The organism is Parapedobacter brassicae (assembly GCF_051400755.1).
Lineage (GTDB): Bacteria > Bacteroidota > Bacteroidia > Sphingobacteriales > Sphingobacteriaceae > Parapedobacter.
In genome coordinates this window covers 146,015-163,562 of sequence record NZ_JBLFFL010000003.1, presented here as the reverse complement: position 1 = coordinate 163,562, position 17,548 = coordinate 146,015, and the positions used below count along the sequence as shown (strand labels likewise).

General features: G+C 44.4%; 20 protein-coding genes and 1 pseudogene. 9 read left to right on the top strand and 12 right to left on the bottom strand.

Annotated features, from left to right (window positions below; genetic code table 11):
- Nucleotides 1-2 precede the first annotated feature (2 nt).
- Nucleotides 3-968, bottom strand: coding sequence for a TolB family protein (locus ACMGDE_RS09990; protein ID WP_436832641.1), 966 nt, complete (start codon nt 966-968; stop codon nt 3-5).
- 276 nt (nt 969-1,244) lie between these two features.
- Between ACMGDE_RS09990 and ACMGDE_RS09985 the strand changes: the two are divergent.
- The 4 genes and pseudogenes from ACMGDE_RS09985 to ACMGDE_RS09970 form a co-directional block, all read left to right on the top strand.
- Nucleotides 1,245-2,094: pseudogene (locus tag ACMGDE_RS09985) on the top strand (DUF6807 family protein); the annotation flags it as partial.
- A gap of 45 nt (nt 2,095-2,139) precedes the next feature.
- Complete coding sequence (locus tag ACMGDE_RS09980) at nt 2,140-5,082, top strand: PVC-type heme-binding CxxCH protein (protein ID WP_436833114.1); 2,943 nt, start codon at nt 2,140-2,142, stop codon at nt 5,080-5,082.
- Between the two features lie 77 nt (nt 5,083-5,159).
- On the top strand, nt 5,160-5,519 hold the full coding sequence (locus ACMGDE_RS09975; RefSeq protein WP_436832640.1) for a VOC family protein: 360 nt from the start codon (nt 5,160-5,162) through the stop codon (nt 5,517-5,519).
- A 25-nt stretch (nt 5,520-5,544) separates the two neighbouring features.
- Nucleotides 5,545-6,006, top strand: coding sequence for a MarR family winged helix-turn-helix transcriptional regulator (locus tag ACMGDE_RS09970; RefSeq protein WP_436832639.1), 462 nt, complete (start codon nt 5,545-5,547; stop codon nt 6,004-6,006).
- A 14-nt stretch (nt 6,007-6,020) separates the two neighbouring features.
- On the opposite strand, the gene ACMGDE_RS09965 is transcribed toward ACMGDE_RS09970, so the two are convergent.
- The 3 genes from ACMGDE_RS09965 to ACMGDE_RS09955 all read right to left on the bottom strand — a co-directional run bounded on the left by ACMGDE_RS09965 (nt 6,021) and on the right by ACMGDE_RS09955 (nt 9,475).
- Nucleotides 6,021-6,545, bottom strand: coding sequence for a DinB family protein (locus ACMGDE_RS09965; protein ID WP_436832638.1), 525 nt, complete (start codon nt 6,543-6,545; stop codon nt 6,021-6,023).
- Between the two features lie 21 nt (nt 6,546-6,566).
- On the bottom strand, nt 6,567-7,019 hold the full coding sequence (locus ACMGDE_RS09960; protein WP_436832637.1) for an SRPBCC family protein: 453 nt from the start codon (nt 7,017-7,019) through the stop codon (nt 6,567-6,569).
- Between the two features lie 110 nt (nt 7,020-7,129).
- Nucleotides 7,130-9,475, bottom strand: coding sequence for an ABC transporter permease (locus tag ACMGDE_RS09955; RefSeq protein ID WP_436832636.1), 2,346 nt, complete (start codon nt 9,473-9,475; stop codon nt 7,130-7,132).
- 273 nt (nt 9,476-9,748) lie between these two features.
- Here ACMGDE_RS09955 and ACMGDE_RS09950 point away from each other — a divergent pair, with 273 nt between their 5' ends.
- A complete protein-coding gene (locus tag ACMGDE_RS09950) occupies nt 9,749-10,288 on the top strand; it encodes a hypothetical protein (protein WP_436832635.1) in 540 nt (179 codons plus the stop codon).
- Here the strand turns inward: ACMGDE_RS09950 and ACMGDE_RS09945 are convergent.
- The gene (locus ACMGDE_RS09945; RefSeq protein WP_436832634.1) at nt 10,277-10,477 is read right to left on the bottom strand and encodes a macro domain-containing protein; all 201 of its coding nucleotides are present in this window, start codon (nt 10,475-10,477) and stop codon (nt 10,277-10,279) included. The genes ACMGDE_RS09950 and ACMGDE_RS09945 overlap by 12 nt on opposite strands.
- A gap of 79 nt (nt 10,478-10,556) precedes the next feature.
- Here ACMGDE_RS09945 and ACMGDE_RS09940 point away from each other — a divergent pair, with 79 nt between their 5' ends.
- Nucleotides 10,557-11,450 (top strand): Rpn family recombination-promoting nuclease/putative transposase, encoded by an 894-nt coding sequence (locus tag ACMGDE_RS09940; protein ID WP_436832633.1) that lies wholly within the window; start codon nt 10,557-10,559, stop codon nt 11,448-11,450.
- Between the two features lie 209 nt (nt 11,451-11,659).
- Here ACMGDE_RS09940 and ACMGDE_RS09935 read toward each other — a convergent pair whose 3' ends face one another.
- The 3 genes from ACMGDE_RS09935 to ACMGDE_RS09925 form a co-directional block, all read right to left on the bottom strand.
- Complete coding sequence (locus ACMGDE_RS09935; RefSeq protein WP_436832632.1) at nt 11,660-12,163, bottom strand: DinB family protein; 504 nt, start codon at nt 12,161-12,163, stop codon at nt 11,660-11,662.
- A gap of 763 nt (nt 12,164-12,926) precedes the next feature.
- Nucleotides 12,927-13,226 carry a type II toxin-antitoxin system RelE/ParE family toxin gene (locus tag ACMGDE_RS09930; RefSeq protein ID WP_436832631.1) on the bottom strand — a complete coding sequence of 100 codons (300 nt, stop codon included), beginning with the start codon at nt 13,224-13,226 and terminating at the stop codon, nt 12,927-12,929.
- Complete coding sequence (locus ACMGDE_RS09925; RefSeq protein WP_436832630.1) at nt 13,208-13,444, bottom strand: hypothetical protein; 237 nt, start codon at nt 13,442-13,444, stop codon at nt 13,208-13,210. The genes ACMGDE_RS09930 and ACMGDE_RS09925 overlap by 19 nt, the downstream gene beginning before the upstream one ends.
- Before the next feature lie 292 nt (nt 13,445-13,736).
- On the opposite strand from ACMGDE_RS09925, the gene ACMGDE_RS09920 reads away from it, so the two are divergent.
- Together ACMGDE_RS09920 and ACMGDE_RS09915 are read left to right on the top strand one after the other, a co-directional pair.
- A complete protein-coding gene (locus ACMGDE_RS09920; RefSeq protein ID WP_436832629.1) occupies nt 13,737-14,447 on the top strand; it encodes an RpnC/YadD family protein in 711 nt (236 codons plus the stop codon).
- Nucleotides 14,444-14,701, top strand: a complete 258-nt coding sequence (locus ACMGDE_RS09915; RefSeq protein WP_436832628.1) for a hypothetical protein — start codon at nt 14,444-14,446, stop codon at nt 14,699-14,701. The genes ACMGDE_RS09920 and ACMGDE_RS09915 overlap by 4 nt, the downstream gene beginning before the upstream one ends.
- Before the next feature lie 148 nt (nt 14,702-14,849).
- On the opposite strand, the gene ACMGDE_RS09910 is transcribed toward ACMGDE_RS09915, so the two are convergent.
- Together ACMGDE_RS09910 and ACMGDE_RS09905 are read right to left on the bottom strand one after the other, a co-directional pair.
- On the bottom strand, nt 14,850-15,056 hold the full coding sequence (locus ACMGDE_RS09910; protein ID WP_436832627.1) for a hypothetical protein: 207 nt from the start codon (nt 15,054-15,056) through the stop codon (nt 14,850-14,852).
- Nucleotides 15,057-15,133: 77 nt separating this feature from the next.
- Nucleotides 15,134-15,772, bottom strand: coding sequence for a 3-keto-disaccharide hydrolase (locus tag ACMGDE_RS09905; protein WP_436832626.1), 639 nt, complete (start codon nt 15,770-15,772; stop codon nt 15,134-15,136).
- Between the two features lie 305 nt (nt 15,773-16,077).
- Here ACMGDE_RS09905 and ACMGDE_RS09900 point away from each other — a divergent pair, with 305 nt between their 5' ends.
- A complete protein-coding gene (locus ACMGDE_RS09900; protein ID WP_436833113.1) occupies nt 16,078-16,443 on the top strand; it encodes a TraB/GumN family protein in 366 nt (121 codons plus the stop codon).
- Between the two features lie 132 nt (nt 16,444-16,575).
- On the opposite strand, the gene ACMGDE_RS09895 is transcribed toward ACMGDE_RS09900, so the two are convergent.
- Nucleotides 16,576-17,019, bottom strand: a complete 444-nt coding sequence (locus ACMGDE_RS09895; RefSeq protein ID WP_436832625.1) for a DUF6934 family protein — start codon at nt 17,017-17,019, stop codon at nt 16,576-16,578.
- Between the two features lie 245 nt (nt 17,020-17,264).
- Nucleotides 17,265-17,432 carry an ORF6N domain-containing protein gene (locus ACMGDE_RS09890; protein WP_436832624.1) on the bottom strand — a complete coding sequence of 56 codons (168 nt, stop codon included), beginning with the start codon at nt 17,430-17,432 and terminating at the stop codon, nt 17,265-17,267.
- Nucleotides 17,433-17,548: the final 116 nt, after the last annotated feature.

Below are 17,548 nucleotides of genomic sequence, written 5' to 3'. Positions count from 1 at the left end.
TGCTATTCAATCCAGAACGTGCCGCCATCAACCGCTGGCAGGGTGTTTTCACCTTCGGGCTTGATGATCATCACCGCTTCACTATCATCCATGTTATAAACCTGTCCGTCGTTCGGTACCACCGCGAGATTCCAGTAAAAAAATGTCGGCCCGATTTTCTTCGCTACCAGCAAATGCTCCCCGTCCGGCGAAAAGTCGGCATGAATTTCTCCGCCACTGCTCTCCGTCACCTGCCGCAAATCGTTGCCGTCTATATCCATCACATAAATATGATTGCTCACCATCATCGCAAGCTGTGTACCCTGCCTATTCACCCTCAGGTTGCCCCATTGCGTGTAGGGCATATCTTTCACCAACGACAGGCTGGTGTACGGCGGCGCAGCCCTGAGTATATACCGATTGTCCAACGTAAACAGCAAACTGTTGTCAGGAAGCCATAGCACCTCATCGCTGATTCCAAACGCTACTGTTTCCTGCCCTACCGTCACAGACTCCAGATGAATAATCAAGTTTCCGTCCAGATCAGTAATGACAATACCATTGTCAAACGTCGGGTTATATACTACTTTTGCATTGTCCGGAGAGAGAAAAGCTTCGGTGTCGGTGTCGTTTCCGTAAGGCGAGTCGTAGTCAAATTCATCCACAATAGCCCCATCTTCATTGCGTACCAACGTAATTTTAGCCACATCAAATACCCCGCCTTCCCGCTCATTGGTCAGCCTGAACTGCTCATCCCAGCTCATGTCCCAGTTGTTGAAGCCGTACGTATTGTAGGTGAAGTAAGTGCTCTGCCGGTTTGTTTGCAAGTCCAGCTGGTACACATTGCTAGTAAAAGTGTAGATGAGTTTCCCCGTTAAACCGTAGGGGCTGACACCACCGTCCGGATTGGTGTCGTCGTCTTTGGCGCACGATAAGACCCCGAAAGCAGCAATCAAAGCAAGTGCAACAGTTTTTGTTTTTGTATTCATAATACCTCAAGTTGTGTAAAAACAAAGGTATGCTGCGGTTCAGTGCCGGACAATCCCCGAAAACAAGGAAAATGAAATTACCGATATGGAAGCGAATTAATTTTCTTGTATATACAAGGTGAGTTACCGAACTTTGTGATAACCAATTTCAAGTTAACGGACTAATGATGATTCTCATTAATGGCAGTAGCTACTTTTCCAACTCAAACCCAAGCGAAAAATTATAAACGGATCTATAGAATATAGTCTGAAAAGCTAATAGATGATTTAGCGTATATGAAACATGCTGCCAATGCCTTAAACGGCTTACTTTTTTTGACTTTTTGTGTTCTTTACAGTTGCAATTTTCCTAAGGGAGCGTCGAGTGGGGCGGACGAATCCCCGAATCCCGTCGCGTTGAAAATTGAAAATAATGCCAACGATGGTACGATTTCGGTCTTCCGTGCGGATAGCAACGAACCTATCCTGGTTCAACATGCCAAGGACGATTTCCGGCCGTACATACATCCGATCGTGGCACCAAATGGAGAGACGGTGCTGACCGAATATAGTCCGGACCATCACAAGCATCAGACCGGACTATATTGGGGGCTTACGCGGGTGAATGGCCGGGATTATTTCCATAACTTCCAAGGTGACCATTGGAAAAAAGTGGCGGCAAACGTCCTGGAGGAGGAAGGGGACACCGTCAAGTGGCAAACGATCTATCAACTGCTAGACGAAAGCGGAAACGCAGTAATGGAGGAGACTCAGAATTGGTCAATGCAGGTGATCGGTGGCAAATACCTCCTGGACATGGAATGGAACGGCCAAAACCGATGTGGTCATAGGCAAATATGACTACGGTGGACTGTTCCTCCGGATGCCCTGGAAGGAGGGTGTCGAAGGTGAAATCATCAATTCAGCACGCAAGAAAAACGAACATGCAGAAGGCCAGCCAGCAATATGGGCGAATGTAGGCATGGCGGTGCACGGGCAGGATGACTGGGCGAATGTGGCTATTTTTGACCACCCGGCCAACAGGGGGTATCCCAATAAGTGGCGTGTGGATGGTCAGCTGGGGTTGGGACCTGCCTATACCCGGGATAGCGACTGGAATATTGAAAAGGGCAAGACCGAAACGCTGAAGCACCGGTTGGTGGTTTATTCCGGGAAACTGAACGATGTGGAAATGACCGAAGCCTGGAGCCAGTTTTCTGGGAAAGAAGGGATGCACAGTGTCACGGAGCTTTGGGCGCTGGCTCAGCAAGAAGGCAGGAACGCCAAGTTTCTGACCCCACAAGAGGCAGTGGAGTCGATGACGGTCAAAAAGGGATACGAAGTGAATGTGTGGGCAGCAGAGCCGATGATGACGCAGCCTATGGCTTTTTGCTGGGATGACCAAGGGCGCTTATGGGTAGCCGAAAATAAAGACTATGAATCCCGTGGCCACGGTTTTTCCAATGCAGGCACCAGCCGCATATTGATTTTGGAAGATACCGACGGTGATGGGAAGGCAGACCGCCAGGACGTGTTTATGGAGGGCTTGGCGTTCCCTGCTGCTATTGCTGTGGGCTTTGACGGGCTTTTCGTAGGGGCACCGCCCAACCTTCTGTTTGTGCCTGATAAAAACGGCGATGACAAGGCAGAGATGGAAGATATTGAAATTTTGTTGACCGGATGGGGTATCCGCGACCGGCACGAAACACTCAATAGTTTGCTATGGGGGCCAGATGGTTGGTTGTACGGGTTGCAGGGGTTTGCTACGCCATCCAAGATCAGGAAGCCCAACGGGGATGCGAAGCTTTATTTTCGCAACGACCCGTTTCCTGAAGATTTGCTCGAAGCGGACGGCGTCGATATCAATGGCGGCGTGTGGCGTTATCATCCGGTTAAACAGCGTTTTGAAGTAGTGGCCCACGGATTCAGCAATCCTTGGGGCATCGATTATGATGCCAATGGCCAATTCTTTATGACGGCCTGTGTGATCCCCCATTTATGGCATGTGATTCCAGGCGGCATTTACCACAGACAAGGGGGGCAGCATTTCAGCCCCTATGTCTATGAAGACATCAAGACAATTGCCAACCACAGCCACAGCTCGGCACACGGGGGCGCAAGGATATACCAGTCTGATGCTTTTCCGAAAGAAGAGCAGGGAAAGATTTTTATGGCTAATATCCATGAACATGCGGTTTTGTCCGATCTCTTGGTGCCCAAAGGCTCGGGCTTTGAGGGCCAGCACGGGGACGAATTCATGCTGGCAAACAATGCCCAATGGGTAGGTTTCAGCATGGAGATCGGTCCGGATGGGGGGCTTTATGTGCTCGATTGGCACGATGCCGATATTTGTGGGCAGGAGGTCTTGAATGAGGAGACCGGTCGGATTTTCAGGATCATGCCTTCCAAGTCCCTTGCGAAGAATTTTGCCGGAAGGTATACAGATCTCAATTCCATGACCGATAAGCAGCTGGTTGAACTTCAGACCAATGCCAGCGATTGGCACGCTCGGAGGGCGAGAGGTATCCTTCAAAAAAGGGCCGCTTCCAAAAAGCTACACGCCGGCACCCACGCGCAGTTGAAATCGATTTTTGAGAAAAATCAGCATCCGGATTGGCGGTTGAGGGCCATGTGGAGCCTTCACCTCATCGGAGGTCTAAGCCAAAGCGAATTGGTGGAGTCATTGCAAGATAAAAACCCGTATGTGAGAGCTTGGGCCATCCAATTGCTGTGCGAAGACCGATCACCTTCAGTAGCGGCGTTGTCCAAGTTCCAGTCATTGGCAAAAAGCGATCCATCTCCGGTAGTCCGCCTATACTTGGCGGCTGCCTTGCAGCGGATCGATACCGAAGAGAAGTGGGCCATAGCTAGCAATCTTTTGCGGCATAAAGCGGATGAAAACGACCACAATCTGCCCAAGATGATTTGGTATGGCATCGCGCCGTTGATGGAAAAAAATCCAGACAAGTTTTTGAAACTTTCCACAGCTTCGCAGATTCCGATGGTCACCCAATACATTGCGAGAAGAGCAATGGACGGGGATGAATCACAACGGCTCGTTGCGTTGATTGGAAAGGGTGGGAATAATACGCAGCATTTGCTTACCGGGATGCTCAATGGAATGGAAGGGCGAACAGATATTCAGATACCAGCCAATTGGAAGACTGTTTCCGAAAAACTACAAAAAAGCAACGGAAGCATAAAAGAATTGGCGATGGATATTTCAGGATTATTTGGAGATACAGAGGCTACACAGCGGGCTTTTGCCATTCTTAAAGACAAAAGCGCTCCGATCGATCAGCGGAAGAAGGCACTTCAGGTATTGACCGCCCAACAGCAAAAAGAGCTGCCGGTTGAGTTGCCAAAGCTCTTACAAGAACCCGCTCTGCGAAAAGACGCCATTCGTGCTGTCGCTGCCTTTGATAATGACGCATTGGGGAAAATGTTGATTGATAACTATAAAAATTTCAGTTCCGATGAGCAGTTAGAAGCCGTTCAGACCCTTTCATCACGATCACGGTATGGGAATATGCTGATGGAAGAAATCAAGGCAAAGCGAATTCCTAAAAAAGAAGTGCCGGCAAATATTGCGCGGCAGCTGCTCCGTGTGGTAGGAAGCGGGTTTATAGAAATATGGGGCCCTATCGAGCAGGTAGCAAGTGATGAAGCTGCTTATGAAAAGTACCGAAAGATGCTCAGTAAAGAGGCCATCGCACGAGCGGACGTAAAACAAGGGAAGGTCCTCTTTCAAAAAACCTGCGGGAGCTGCCATAAGATGTATGCTGAAGGGGGCGTGATGGGACCTGATCTCACCGGATCAAACAGGGCTGATGTCAATTATATCCTTTTGAATGTCTTAGAACCGAGCGCAGAAATTCAGGATGCGTATAAAATGGTCGTGATCAATACCCGTGATGGCAGAACCTACTCCGGCAACGTAGTCGGCGAGAATCAAAGGCAACTAACGCTCCGTGTGGTGGGACAGGAAGAACCCGTGTTGATCAATAAATCAACGATCCAATCCAGGGAAGTGGCCGCGGTGTCCATGATGCCCCCCGGACTTTTTGAAAACTTGAATGAACAGGAGATCGTGCATCTGATGGCTTATCTACAGACCAAAAATCGCGTGGATTAAGAAGTGCTTGAAAAAAATAATTGTATATTGTTGTTATGTATATTATATTTGTGGCAACATAACTAAATGATAGTAAGATGAGACAACTAACTTTCGCATCGTTGCAAGTAAACGATTTAGAAGCATCAAAAGATTTCTACACCAACAAGCTGGGTTTTGAAATCGGGGAAACAAATCCACAAGCCTGCGTTTTCAAATACAACAAAGGAGAAGCAAGTTTTGCTATCCGAACACCGCTTGAAGACCTAGACGGCAAGGAATTGGGCACAGGTGTTGCTCTTTGGTTTGCCGTGACCGAAAACGTTGATGAACTGAAAAAACAATTCATTGCAAACGGAATAACCACTGCAACTCCGATCATGGAGACCCCTTTTGGAAGGGCGTTTCACGTAAAAGACCTTGACGGTTATAAACTCACTTTTTTGGAAACAAAATAATCAATCCCGCTAGCTAAATAAAAATATGCCTGATAAGGTCAAATTTCTGTTTAAAAGTCCAGAAGAAAGTCCCGGCTATTTGTTAGGCCAACTGACTTTGCTTTGGCAACGCAAACAAAAGAAAGTGTTAGACCCGCTGAATTTGACGCCCACACAGTTTATTTTGTTATGTTCTATCGCGTGGCTGTCCAACCAACGTGAAAACATAACGCAAGTGGACATTGCCAATCTCAGCAACTTTGACAGAATGATGGTGTCCAAAGTTTTGCGGACATTACAAGCAAAAAAGTTGGTTACCAGGCGGGAACACGATACCGATACAAGAGCAAAAATTGTAACACTGACAGCAAGCGGAAAGAAGACATTACAAATTGCGCTGACGAAAATTGAAAATGCCGATATTGAATTTTTCTCAAGCATCGGTAAAAAACTAACCGACCTCAATTTCAATATGCAAAAATTGATTGAAGCAAACAAAGACGAATAAAAGCCTCGTTAGCCTTAATAGCTTAAGCGATCATCCAGGTCATACCTTACCCCCTCATAGCCCAGGGCCTTTCGCATCAGGCCCAATTGACCGAACAGGTAGCTTTCACGGTCCAGGCTCATACCCACCATGTTCAGTTTGTTTTCCTCGACATAGGGCGTATCCATCCCAAACGCATACGCCTGGCTAAGTTCCTCTTCCTCCACCAATAATAATTTCTGGTATAGCAGCGGCGAGATCTTATGCCACTGCTTTTTTAGCTCATCCAGCGGTGGGTATTGGATGGAGGGATCCAGCGCTTTCGCATCCTTGAACAGCTCCTCGTTGGGGTCCTTTTCGGGAATACCCAAGAGTTCGGCCAGCCAATACCTGCAATTGACCAGGTTGCCGACCATCCAGGCAAAATGATTGGTTTTATCGGCTATGCGCTTTTGGGCATCTTCCTCCCGGATACCATCCAGCATATTATTCAATAGCTGGCTATGCATGCGGTAGGCAGGGATAACGATGGTCAGGGTTTTAGCTACGGGCTTGTCCATGCTGCTGTTTATTTTGTGTAGTTAATTTTCTTGTTCGGAGAGTTTCTTTACTTCCTCCAGGCCCTTGGCAAACGCAACATTCATATGCTCTTCCCATTCCGGCGCTGTTTGTACGGAAGCCGTGAGCGTGGTGGTGCCGTTATTTTCCGAAAGGTGGTATTCTTCCAGCGAACCGGCCCAAGCCTTCACTTTTTCGCTCGTGGTATCTTCTTCGCCATCAGTTACTTCACCCAGGTGTTCAAATACCACATCATAGGGCTCGTTTTTGGACCTTATGGTACTTACCATGCCGCTGCCCTTACTGTCCAAGAAGAGCGTCTTTCCACCCACCTGCCAGTCGCTCTGGATAGATCCGCCAGCATCTTCCGGGTTAAAGGCCTTCGTCCATGTTAAATAAGTTTCTGGGTTCCAAAGCGTGTCCCAGACTTTCTGGGCCGGCGCTTTGATTTCTTTAGAGAACTGCAGTGTCACCATGGTATCTCGTTTTAAAAGGTTACGTATTTTGTTACTGTAAAGCTACAGCGAAATATAAAAAGACACAAGGGGCATAGAAGACAAATAAGAGGGGGTACCGCGACTAATCACTATTCTTCTTTTATTGCTTTAATTGGATTGCTTGTAGCGGCGATGAAGCTGCGGATAAAAACGGTAGTTCCGGCAACAACGAGGGTGGCCAGCAATCCTACCATAAAGTGTATGGGTGTAATTTCAATCTGATAGGCAAATTCCTGCAACCAGCTATTCATTGCATACCAAGCAACGGGTACTGCTATGGCAAAGGCTACCAAGATTAGTATGACAAAATCTTTTAAAAAGAGCATCACAATATTTTTGACCGATGCACCTAGAACTTTGCGCACGCCGATCTCTTTTACGCGCTGAACGGCCATTAAAGACACAAGCCCCAATAATCCTACACAACTGATGATGATGGCGATAACAGTAAAAACCTTAAACGTATTATAAAGCGTCTGCTCGCGCTCATACAATCTAGCAATCTTGTTATCAATAAATTCATAGTTAAATATCGATTCAGGATTGAGTGCTGACCACTCCTTATTAATGGCTGCAATTGTTTGTCTGATGCCTGTTGGCTGAAGCTTCACACTTGCCTGATAGAATCTTTCAGGACTGTAGTAAAGAAAGCAGGCTCTGATTTTTTTATGCTTCGATTCACTTTGAAAGTCGGCCACTACGCCTTGAATTTCCGCCCTGCGATCACCCACTGTCACTTGTTCTCCCACAGCATCTTCCGGCTGGTGTATGCCTAATCGTGTTATAAACGTTTTATTAACGACGATTTTTAAGACACTGTCCGGGGTTGCTCGCTTCGCAATGGGCAGACCTGCCAACATCTTCAGGTTAAACATCGGGAGGTAATTTTCATCCACTACTTTCGCTTCGGTCACATCTACTTCATTCATGCCTAAGTGAGGCGCATTAAATGGCATGTAGTTTATATTGTAAGCCGGTGCAACCGAGGCGAAGCTGAAGTCATTAACCCCCGGTTGGGCTGAAAGTAGCTGGCGTAATCCCTCCGGATTTTTACCCACATCAAAAGTTATAATCGATTCTTTATCAAAACCGATATCTCTATTCAGAAAAAAATCCATCTGTTGGGCAACAATGAATGTACTGATAATGAGCAATTGAGTTACCAAGAACTGGATGCCGATCAACCCCCTTTTTAACGTTGTATTTCCTTTAACAGCTGTTGAGAACGACGACTTTAAAATCTGCAACTGGTTAAAGCGCGACTGTATCAGCGCGGGGTACAGGCCCGAGACCAAAACCGCAAACAGTGAAATAACGAAAAGACCAATGACAACATCAGCCTGTACAAGCTGACTGGAGGTAATACGTGTACCAAAGAACCTTTCCGCATACGGGATAAATAACAGCAAGCTGCCCAATGCTACGGCTAATGCGATGGTCACTTGAACGACTATTTCCGAAAGCGCACCTTTCATGATCTGGATCGGTTTGGCTCCTATGACCTTTCGAATACCCACATCTTTGGAGCGTTTTACAGCAAATGCGGTTGCCATATTAACAAAGTTTATACAAGCTATTAGTAAAATAAATAGGCCAACTGCCGCTAAGCCGTATATACTCTTTTTAGAGCGCGGCATACTCGTTTGGTCGAGATATCGTTGGTCATAGTGTATGTCCGTTAGCGGTTGCAATAATAGTTGGCCTTCTTTTTCAACGTCTTCACCCCAGTTCTTCTTAATAAACGCAGGAAGCTTTTGCTCAATGTTGCGGGCAGCTAGATTATCCGGCAGGGTAATATATAAGTATCCTCCCTGTATAGACCAATAATTTGTTGTTTGATCATGAAATGTCGCCCATGAAACCAGCGACTTAAATGTTAAATGGCTATTACTTGGAAGATCTTTGATCAGGCCGGTTACCTTCAGCTCCCAATCGTTGTCCATACGGATTGTCTGCCCCATGGGATTCTGATCTCCAAAATACTGTTTTGCGGTACTCTCTGTCAGTACGATCGTATAAGGCGCTTCCAGTGCCGAGTTGGGATCGCCGGCCAACCATTCTAAATCGAATATTTTTGCAAATTCGTTGTCGGCTGCGCCGATGTCTTTTATGATGTAACGATCGTGGTTTATTTCGATCATGCTTTCCCGCCAATAATAATATTGTGAAACATGTTCCAGTTCCGGGAAATCATTTCTAAGAGCCGGGGCGACGGCAAAAGAAACGCTCGGATTATAATCTAAACCCAGCGAAGTGATTCGATAAGTTTTATCCGCATGCCTATGATATTGATCATAACTAAGTTCATTCCTAACGATGAGAAAGATTAATATACAGGAGGCAAGTCCTAAGGCCAAGCCGAAAATATTAATTGCTGCGTAAGATTTATAACGAGCTATCGATCGTATTGCAATTCGAAAATAGTGGTTGAACATATCATATAAATTTAGAATGATAAATGGGGTTCAAATAACAAGCCATTTTATATAAACGGCCTTTAGGGTTTGTTCAAGACCTGTTTTACTTTAAAGCACTGTTCGAATACGAACACTTGCTGTCCGTTTTTGAACATGTAGTACTTCCCCAAAAATTGAACAATACTCGTAAGACACTCTTTCTTGAATCCAACGGAACTAGGGAGTATCATAGTTTAATTTCTATTTTTTCAATTTTATGCTACCTTTAACATGGACGTTTAAGTATTGTGTATGAAATATACAATTATCATTTGTGCTATTTTATTTGTAGTCGTAAGTGGGTGTTCCAAAGCCAAAATGGAAAATGAAGATAAGCAGGAATTCGTTTTCCGGGTTAAAAAGAACGGTGTCGATTGGAAGGTAAACGCTGTTCAGGGGTATCGTCACAGCAACGATAGTACCTTTTATATTCAAGCGTCGGGCCAAAATAATGAACTTATAGCATTTATTTTCAAAAGAGATCCGTCGTTTGTCGGTAAGCTGGGTGGATTTGATGCCCGTGTGACAATACCTAGCTGTGAGCTCTGCGCCAGTATCGCGGCCACGTATAGCTTGGACTCTTCCAAAATGAACCGCTTTGAAATACTGGGATTTGATAACATAGAAAGCCGTATTCTGGCGAGGTTTTCGGTCAATCTCAAAAAGGACCGCTTGTACGATGGTGAATTCAAGGAGGAATTCAACACATATGAAGGGACCTTTAGTGTAATTTATCGGGAAAATGCTATCAGTAAGGCGGTTGCTTCGATTCCAACGATATTAGGGAGGTAGCACATAGATGCTATCACCGATGAAAGTTATCCCCTCGCCGAAATAACGATCGCCTATTTCTTTTAACTGGGTGACTGCATCAAAGAATTCCTTCGCAGTAATGATTGCGATTTCGACGGCCCTTTCCTTCGGGAACCGATAGATGCCTGTGCTGATATCAAATGCACGCCTTCTAGCTAAGGAATCCATAAACCTGCCCATAGCCGGAAATAAACGGATATAAACGTTTATATCCGGCTAGTAGATATGAGTTTCTCATGTTTGGAGTATGAAAACACAACATCCAAAACAACCTACCATCGGGAAATTCATAGACCCGCTCACGGACTGGGGTTTCCGACATCTATTCGGCCGGGTGCCAAACAAGGAAATACTCATAGAGTTCCTGAACGACCTTTTTCGGGGAGAGAAGCATATTGCTGAACTTGAATACGCTCCACATGAACACGATGGAGAGGATGGCACGGACAAGCGCGTCATTTTCGACCTGCAGTGCAAGGGCGACAACGGCGAATATTTTATCGTGGAGATGCAGCGTATCCGGCAGGATTATTTTAAAGATAGGGCATTGTTCTACGTATCGCGACTGATCCAGCGGTTGTTAAAAAGAGGACAAGAATCAAATGATTACCAACTGCCAGCGGTTTACTTGATCGGCATTTTGGAATTCAGTATGGATGCCGGTGAACAAGACAAGTACTTCCATGATATTGCACTGATGGAAAAGACATCCGGTAAATTATTTTACAACAAATTAGGTTTTAAATTCTTGGAAATCGTTAATTTTGTGAAAACCGGTGATGATTTGCTCACGGACATGGACAAGTGGATGTACCTACTGAAGCATATGAGCACCCTAGATAAGGTTCCGACATTTTTGGATAAGCGCGTGTTTCAGCTTATCTTCAAGATATCGGAATTCGCAAAATTAAGAAAGGAGGAACGTGTGGCATACGAAGCGAGTTTAAAGGCAAAATGGGATACACAGAATGCATTTGATACAGTTCGCAGGGAGGCTCTTAAAGAAGGTGCCAAAAAAGAACGCGTCAAAGCAGAGGCCGAGAAACGCAAGATTGCTTTGGAGTTTAAAAATATGGGTGTACCCATAGCAGATATTGCCAAAGGCACTGGTCTATCCATCAAGGAGATTGAAAGTCTTTAATTATCGTTTGCCATATCATCCCAAATGGAGGTAGATTACAGTTTAGCAATTGCGCTTTCGAGAAAAGTGCAGGTCCCATTTAGGTTTATAGTTTGGATAGTTTGAAGCCCCGATTCTCTCCGTTTCTGGGCTTCGTTTTGAATAGCTTTTAGAGTGAACACTGATTTCCGGGAAAGCCAGATCGAACCATTCGAAGAATTTCGCTGGTATTAATCCCATTGCGAAAGATAGCTTTCTTTGATAATGTTGATATGATGGATTTCGTGTCCAATAATGGATTTTAAAAAATCTTCCAGTGTGACTTCATATTGCCGAGCCCGACCTTTTATGTTCAATTGACTTTCGGATAAGGATTCTATAAAACTAATGGTTGCGTTCCTTACATTTTTATAGTCAGTCAAAAGTTGACGAAATGTTAACTCTTCAAATCGACTGTTATCTACCAATAAGTTTTGGTCGTATCCCCATAGTTCCACGTCGATATTTCTGCTCATTAAAAAGGCTCGGAATATCTTTATCCTTTCGTGGTCAGTTATATGCCCAACAATTTGCTTTATGCTCCATTTATCTGTTTTATAACGATAAAGTGCTTTTTCTTCACTGATTGAATTTAAAAAATTATAAGTCGATTCAGACGTAAAAAGTGGCAGACAGTCCAACTTTTTTACAAAGTCCAGATAATATGGAAAGCCATCTTCAGGTGTATACTTCATGTTTTTAACTCTTATCCGACAAAATTTATTCCCCTACTTTTAACCCTGTTGTAGTTTGTTTTGCAACACAAACTTACAACTTCCGCTTTTTAGAAGCAATGACGGCAATCCAATGGGCGATGAATTTTACTGCAGCTCAAATTGGGATTTTTCAAGAAGAATTTCGTTCCAGATGCATAGCCCTTGGAGAACGAACAGGCCTTTACAGAGACCAAATAGTGGCAAAAAATTGTACGCCCGACTATTTGCCGGAATTCATCGCTATACAAGTTGCCAAATTGAAGAAATAAGTAGCGTACGTAGATATCGATGATACGGAAAGGCGGTGTTCCTCGCTTCTATGGCTGCGGCATCCTGCGCTATTAATTAGAAATATTAAAAAAATTTATTATAATTGTTTATGGAACTTCTGTTTTTTGTTACGTTAGGTCTTATCGTGGTATCCTTCTTTTGGGTTGCTTACGATATGGGTAAAAGACGTAGACAAATACATTGGCTGAATTTGGCAGGCATTGTTTTTTTACCTTTCGTTTGGCCGATTATTTATCTTCTATTCAGAAATAAATCTTAGAAAGAGAGAACTCAGTCCGGCTATCGCTCTACTCAGATTGCACTTCTTCGGCTATTCGTTGTCCACCAGGCCGACAAGCCTCACCGTTGCAGGTTTTTTTTGGCAGAAAAACAGTGACCGCCACGAGCGCGTCAACGGCCCGCCAGCATATAGGTAATGAATTTCGGGAGCTATTGTCAAATCATTCCTTAGCTATTTAATTACCAGATCTTCCAGATTTTGCTTGCAGGGCCACAATGTATGGATCACAAGCGTGTCATCGATGAATTCGTAAAAGAGAATGTAGTCTGAAATGATCAGCCCTCTAACTTCCTCAACACTAGTCTTGATTCCGAGTTTCGGATGTTTGAGCAGCAGGCGAGTGTTTTTGGTAAAAAGTTTATACAATTTGGTTGAATAGGCTGTACTTTGGTTCCGCTTGGCATAAAACTCCATGATTTCGAAGAGTTTTATCCGCGCTTTGTGAGACCATACTATTTTCTTTTTAGCCATGTATTGAATTCGGCATCCAAGTCATCCTGCTCAACAAATCTGCCTGCCGCGATATCCTCGCGAGAGGCTTGGATTTCCTGAATCTGCGCTTGGGTAAGGTTGATGGTTTGGGCTTCGGTTTTCGTATCCAAAATCGTTTTAAGGGCTTTCAGAAATTGCACATCGTCGATCTCGGCAATCCGATGAATCAACATATCCTTTAATTCCAGCGTACTCATGACTAAAAACGTTTGTTACCTATCAACAAATATAACACAAAATTGTCAGATCGAAAAAAGGTTATTGCCATGGATATACAAATGCTTCGCCGTATCTATCAGCGATTTCGGGTCATTGAAAAAGCCGTATCCAATCAACCCATCGATCAGGATATTCGTGTGTGGGATAGACTCTCAAGTTCCATCGGAGCTACTACATTTTCTTTCTGCCTGGATTGATAGTACTTGTCGTTGAGGGGGGCTTCGTAAACGAAACCAAACCAATAATAAACCGCCCAAGCAGAACGACGAGTTGCTCAAAGGCGCCTTTGAGGAATGGTTCACTGAATTCATGCGCTTCCTTTATTTCAATGCCGATGAACTGTTCGACTTCGCCCGGGGATTGGAATTCATGGATAAGGAATTGCTCGAGATCATTCCCGACAGGGAGCGTAAGAAAGGTAAGCGTGTTGCGGACCTTCTGGTGAAAGTGTACCTGAAGGATGGGACCGAAAAATGGATACTGCTGCATACCGAGATAGAGGGCGGCAATCAAGTGGATTTCGCCTTCCGGCTTTTCCAGTACCATTACCGTTTACTGGATAGGTACCGTGTACCGGTGGAAACCATTGCGGTTTTCACGGGCAGGAAAAGCCAGCGCAGGCCATCGGAATACTGGCATCAGGGCATCCGCACCACGATCCATTTCCGGTATCTTGCCTACCAGATCTTTGATCATGCCGAGGAGGAACTCCTGGCGATGGAGAATCCGTTCTCACTCATCGTGCTTGCCTGCCAAAAGGCATTGCTAGAAGGCAAAGTGCCGGATGAGGAGTTGGGCGAGGACAGGCTTACCATTGCCAAGGCGCTGCTACGGTATGAATACGATCGGGACCGCATCACCAGCTTTTTGGTGTTCCTGAAAAACTTCATTTTCATAGATGATCAGAAAATAAATCGTATGTTTCATCGAAGTGTATATCTTAAATGGCCGATGAGAGACCGAAAAGTTTGTTTTGCATGACAAACTTTTCTAAGTTTGATGAACAAGTGGTACAACTGACAGGAGGCACAATCAATATGGGTGTTATAGAAGCTATAAAACGGCAGGAACGGCAGCAAGGACTACAGCAAGGCTCAGAACAGAAAAGCTATGATGTAGTTGAAAATCTTATCGTCAAACTTGGCTTATCCGATGAGCAGGCTGCTGACATTGCCGAAGTATCCACTGAATTCGTTCACAAAGTCCGCGCTGATTTGGCCAAGAAGAAGAAATAGCGGTATCTGACCCGGGCGAAACCACTTCGCTCCGGTGCAATCAACTTATCGTTGAAATCCAGTCATTCCAAAACGTTGTTTCACTATCCTGCCACCAAGTTCGCGAGTAGGAGAGGAGCAATTTTTTTCGGTGTGTAGCAAAACGTAATCAACCTATGCCAGCTATTATATCGCTGATTTCCTTTGCCCGGTTTACCACCATGAGGTGCGAGCCGCCGGGTATCACATAGTCTGCCTTTACAAAGCGGAAGGGCAATATCCGGTCAGCGGTGCCGTGTATATGTACGGTATTCGATGGTTCCTGAAATGCCCGATGGTCTGCCCCCAATCCGCTGAAAAGATAGTAGGTTCTCATTTAAATTTAACGAAATGGCCGAGCATATTCCGATGGTTATGATATCCTTTCAAAGATAAAAATGAAACTTCACTTGTTTATGGGAGAGGCTTCACCTGTATATCCTTGAAGTAGACCACACTTTCAGGATCATGAGCCTGAATGGCAAAAGTACCGCTGTCAAATTTTTGCTCTCCTTTATCGCTGGACCTCTTCTGGTCCTTTGACTCCACGTATTCTACCACTGTTTTACCATTGATTTTTACTGTGATCGAATCGCCCTTTACGATGAAATGCTGTGTATACCATTCATTGTCATCAACATGTACCTCCCGTACATCATCATAGGAATAGAGACTGCCTGTTTTTCTCCAGTCGCTGTGAGACTGATTCACCTGTACCTCATATCCTTTGGAAGGCCAGCCTTCCTCCTGATATGCTGTATGAAAAAAAATCCCTGAATTAGCAGAGGGAGCAGTTTTCACCTTGGCCTTGAATTCAAAATTTGTAAAGTCGCTGCCTTCAATATCACCGACGTAGAACAGGTGAGCCCGTGGACCATCTACTTTTATGCTCCCGTTTTCAACGGAAAAGGAAGCCGGATTCTCACTGGCTTTCCATCCGTCCAAGGTTTCCCCGTCCCAAAGTGAAATCCAGCCGTTTTTATCAGCTTTTTGTCCGAAAGCAGTAATGGAAATAAAGGCGCATATGCCTAAAAGGATTGTTCTTGTTTTCATCATCATATTTATTTAGCGCGCATTAAAACGTCATCAACGGATATTGCCGTGTGAGTATGCATGTTCAATAATACATTTTTCTGTTCAGCCATTCAAGAAATCTGTTGAATAAGTACGATATCGCAAAAAGTTTTTTATATTTCCTGGATTGATATCGTAATAATGTCAAACTATCCAAAGAGACAACGAAAAGACACAGCAATGAAATACACGATTAAGAATATCTTGCCGCTAATACTGATAAACTTGGTCGTGACAGTGTAACGACAATTTCTTCATCGGTAAATTGCTCCGCAAATTGAAGCATTCGGCGAAACAAAAAAATGGCAGACGGAATCGATGAAATCATGCAATCCAAGCCTGTTTTTGTTGTTATCGGTGCAGCTCATTTACCTTATGAGCATGGTGTTTTGAGCCTATTAGAAGATAGGGGATATACACGTCTGTACAAGGTTTGCGATTGGATCAATCGTGCTGATATCCGGAAAGTCAAAGCTAGCCGATGGGGGTCAGCTTGCACCGCAATATCCACCTACACCAACCGGTTTGAGAAAGACCTGAAGCCCGTCAAGAAGCGGTCAATCAACGACTTGATTTACCGTTTTTTAGGATTCGGCAGCCCAACTTTCTCGATGTTTTTTTTTGCCTCTTCCGCTTTCTTCACAAAATAAGGGTCATTTGCATAGCTTTTCACCTGGTTGCTAAGCACTGCATTTGTATGACCTTTTGTAGCCCCTGTACGTTTATTTACTGAAACCGGCATACCTCTCCTTTTCGGTTTTTAGAAGTTCAAATTTAATAAATTATCTTCGCTTTACCAAAAACGCTGTGTAGTTGGTGTTTTTGCTAAACTCGTGCCACTCATTGTCTTTTAATCCGTAGACTTCAAAATCAACTTGTATATCATCCCATAGTCGAGATATACTCATCTGGTATAACCTCGTCCGGGAGGGTGTGCTGCCTGATGCGTATATGTAATGATCACCGTGTCGATTACAGAAGTCTATGATGGTGGAGGCTACCGTTGCAAGCACCTTATCCCTGTCTGCGTTATTACTGACAGAGGTGTCATCAACCACACCCTCGCTGTTTAAATCTCCAAAGCCTAAATTATACACCCCAGGATTACCCTGCTGGATACATGCAAACCTGACGACTTTTTGTATCCTTCCATTTGGGCCTTCACTGTAGAACTCGTAATCATGAAAATCGTTGTTGGTGAAATAAACGTAGCGGTCCAAGTTCATAATTGTTGTTTTACATAGACTTTTTAAGGTTTAAATCGTAATATTATAGGTGCAAAAATACTAAAAATATTATCTATTTGCAAAAGCGACACCTTGCCAAAATCAATTCAACCCACAACAGAATCACCGATATATACACGGGCTGCGGGATCTCCAATGAGTATGGCGTTGGTTTGTCGAATTGAATTTGTAATCGCACCGGTTAGCCTCATAGCTACTAATTTTTGCCCAATTAAAAAATAAATTTAGATCCTTATCCGCATTATGCAGATGTTGACTTGGATCGCTCGCTTACTGTTGATTACGCTTGACAGCATCGCAACACCCTGTTCGGTGAACACCATCGGCGGATACTTTGAATGATCGCCTTGCTTTAAGGTGCCAAATTGGCTCCTTAAAATGCGGTATTCCAAAAAGATTACCGATATAGACGAGTTCTTCGCTAAACTGTAATGTATACGCTTTCCTATACCAACCGGTTTGAGAAAGACCTGAAGCTCGTCAGGAAGCGGTCAATCAACGACTTTAA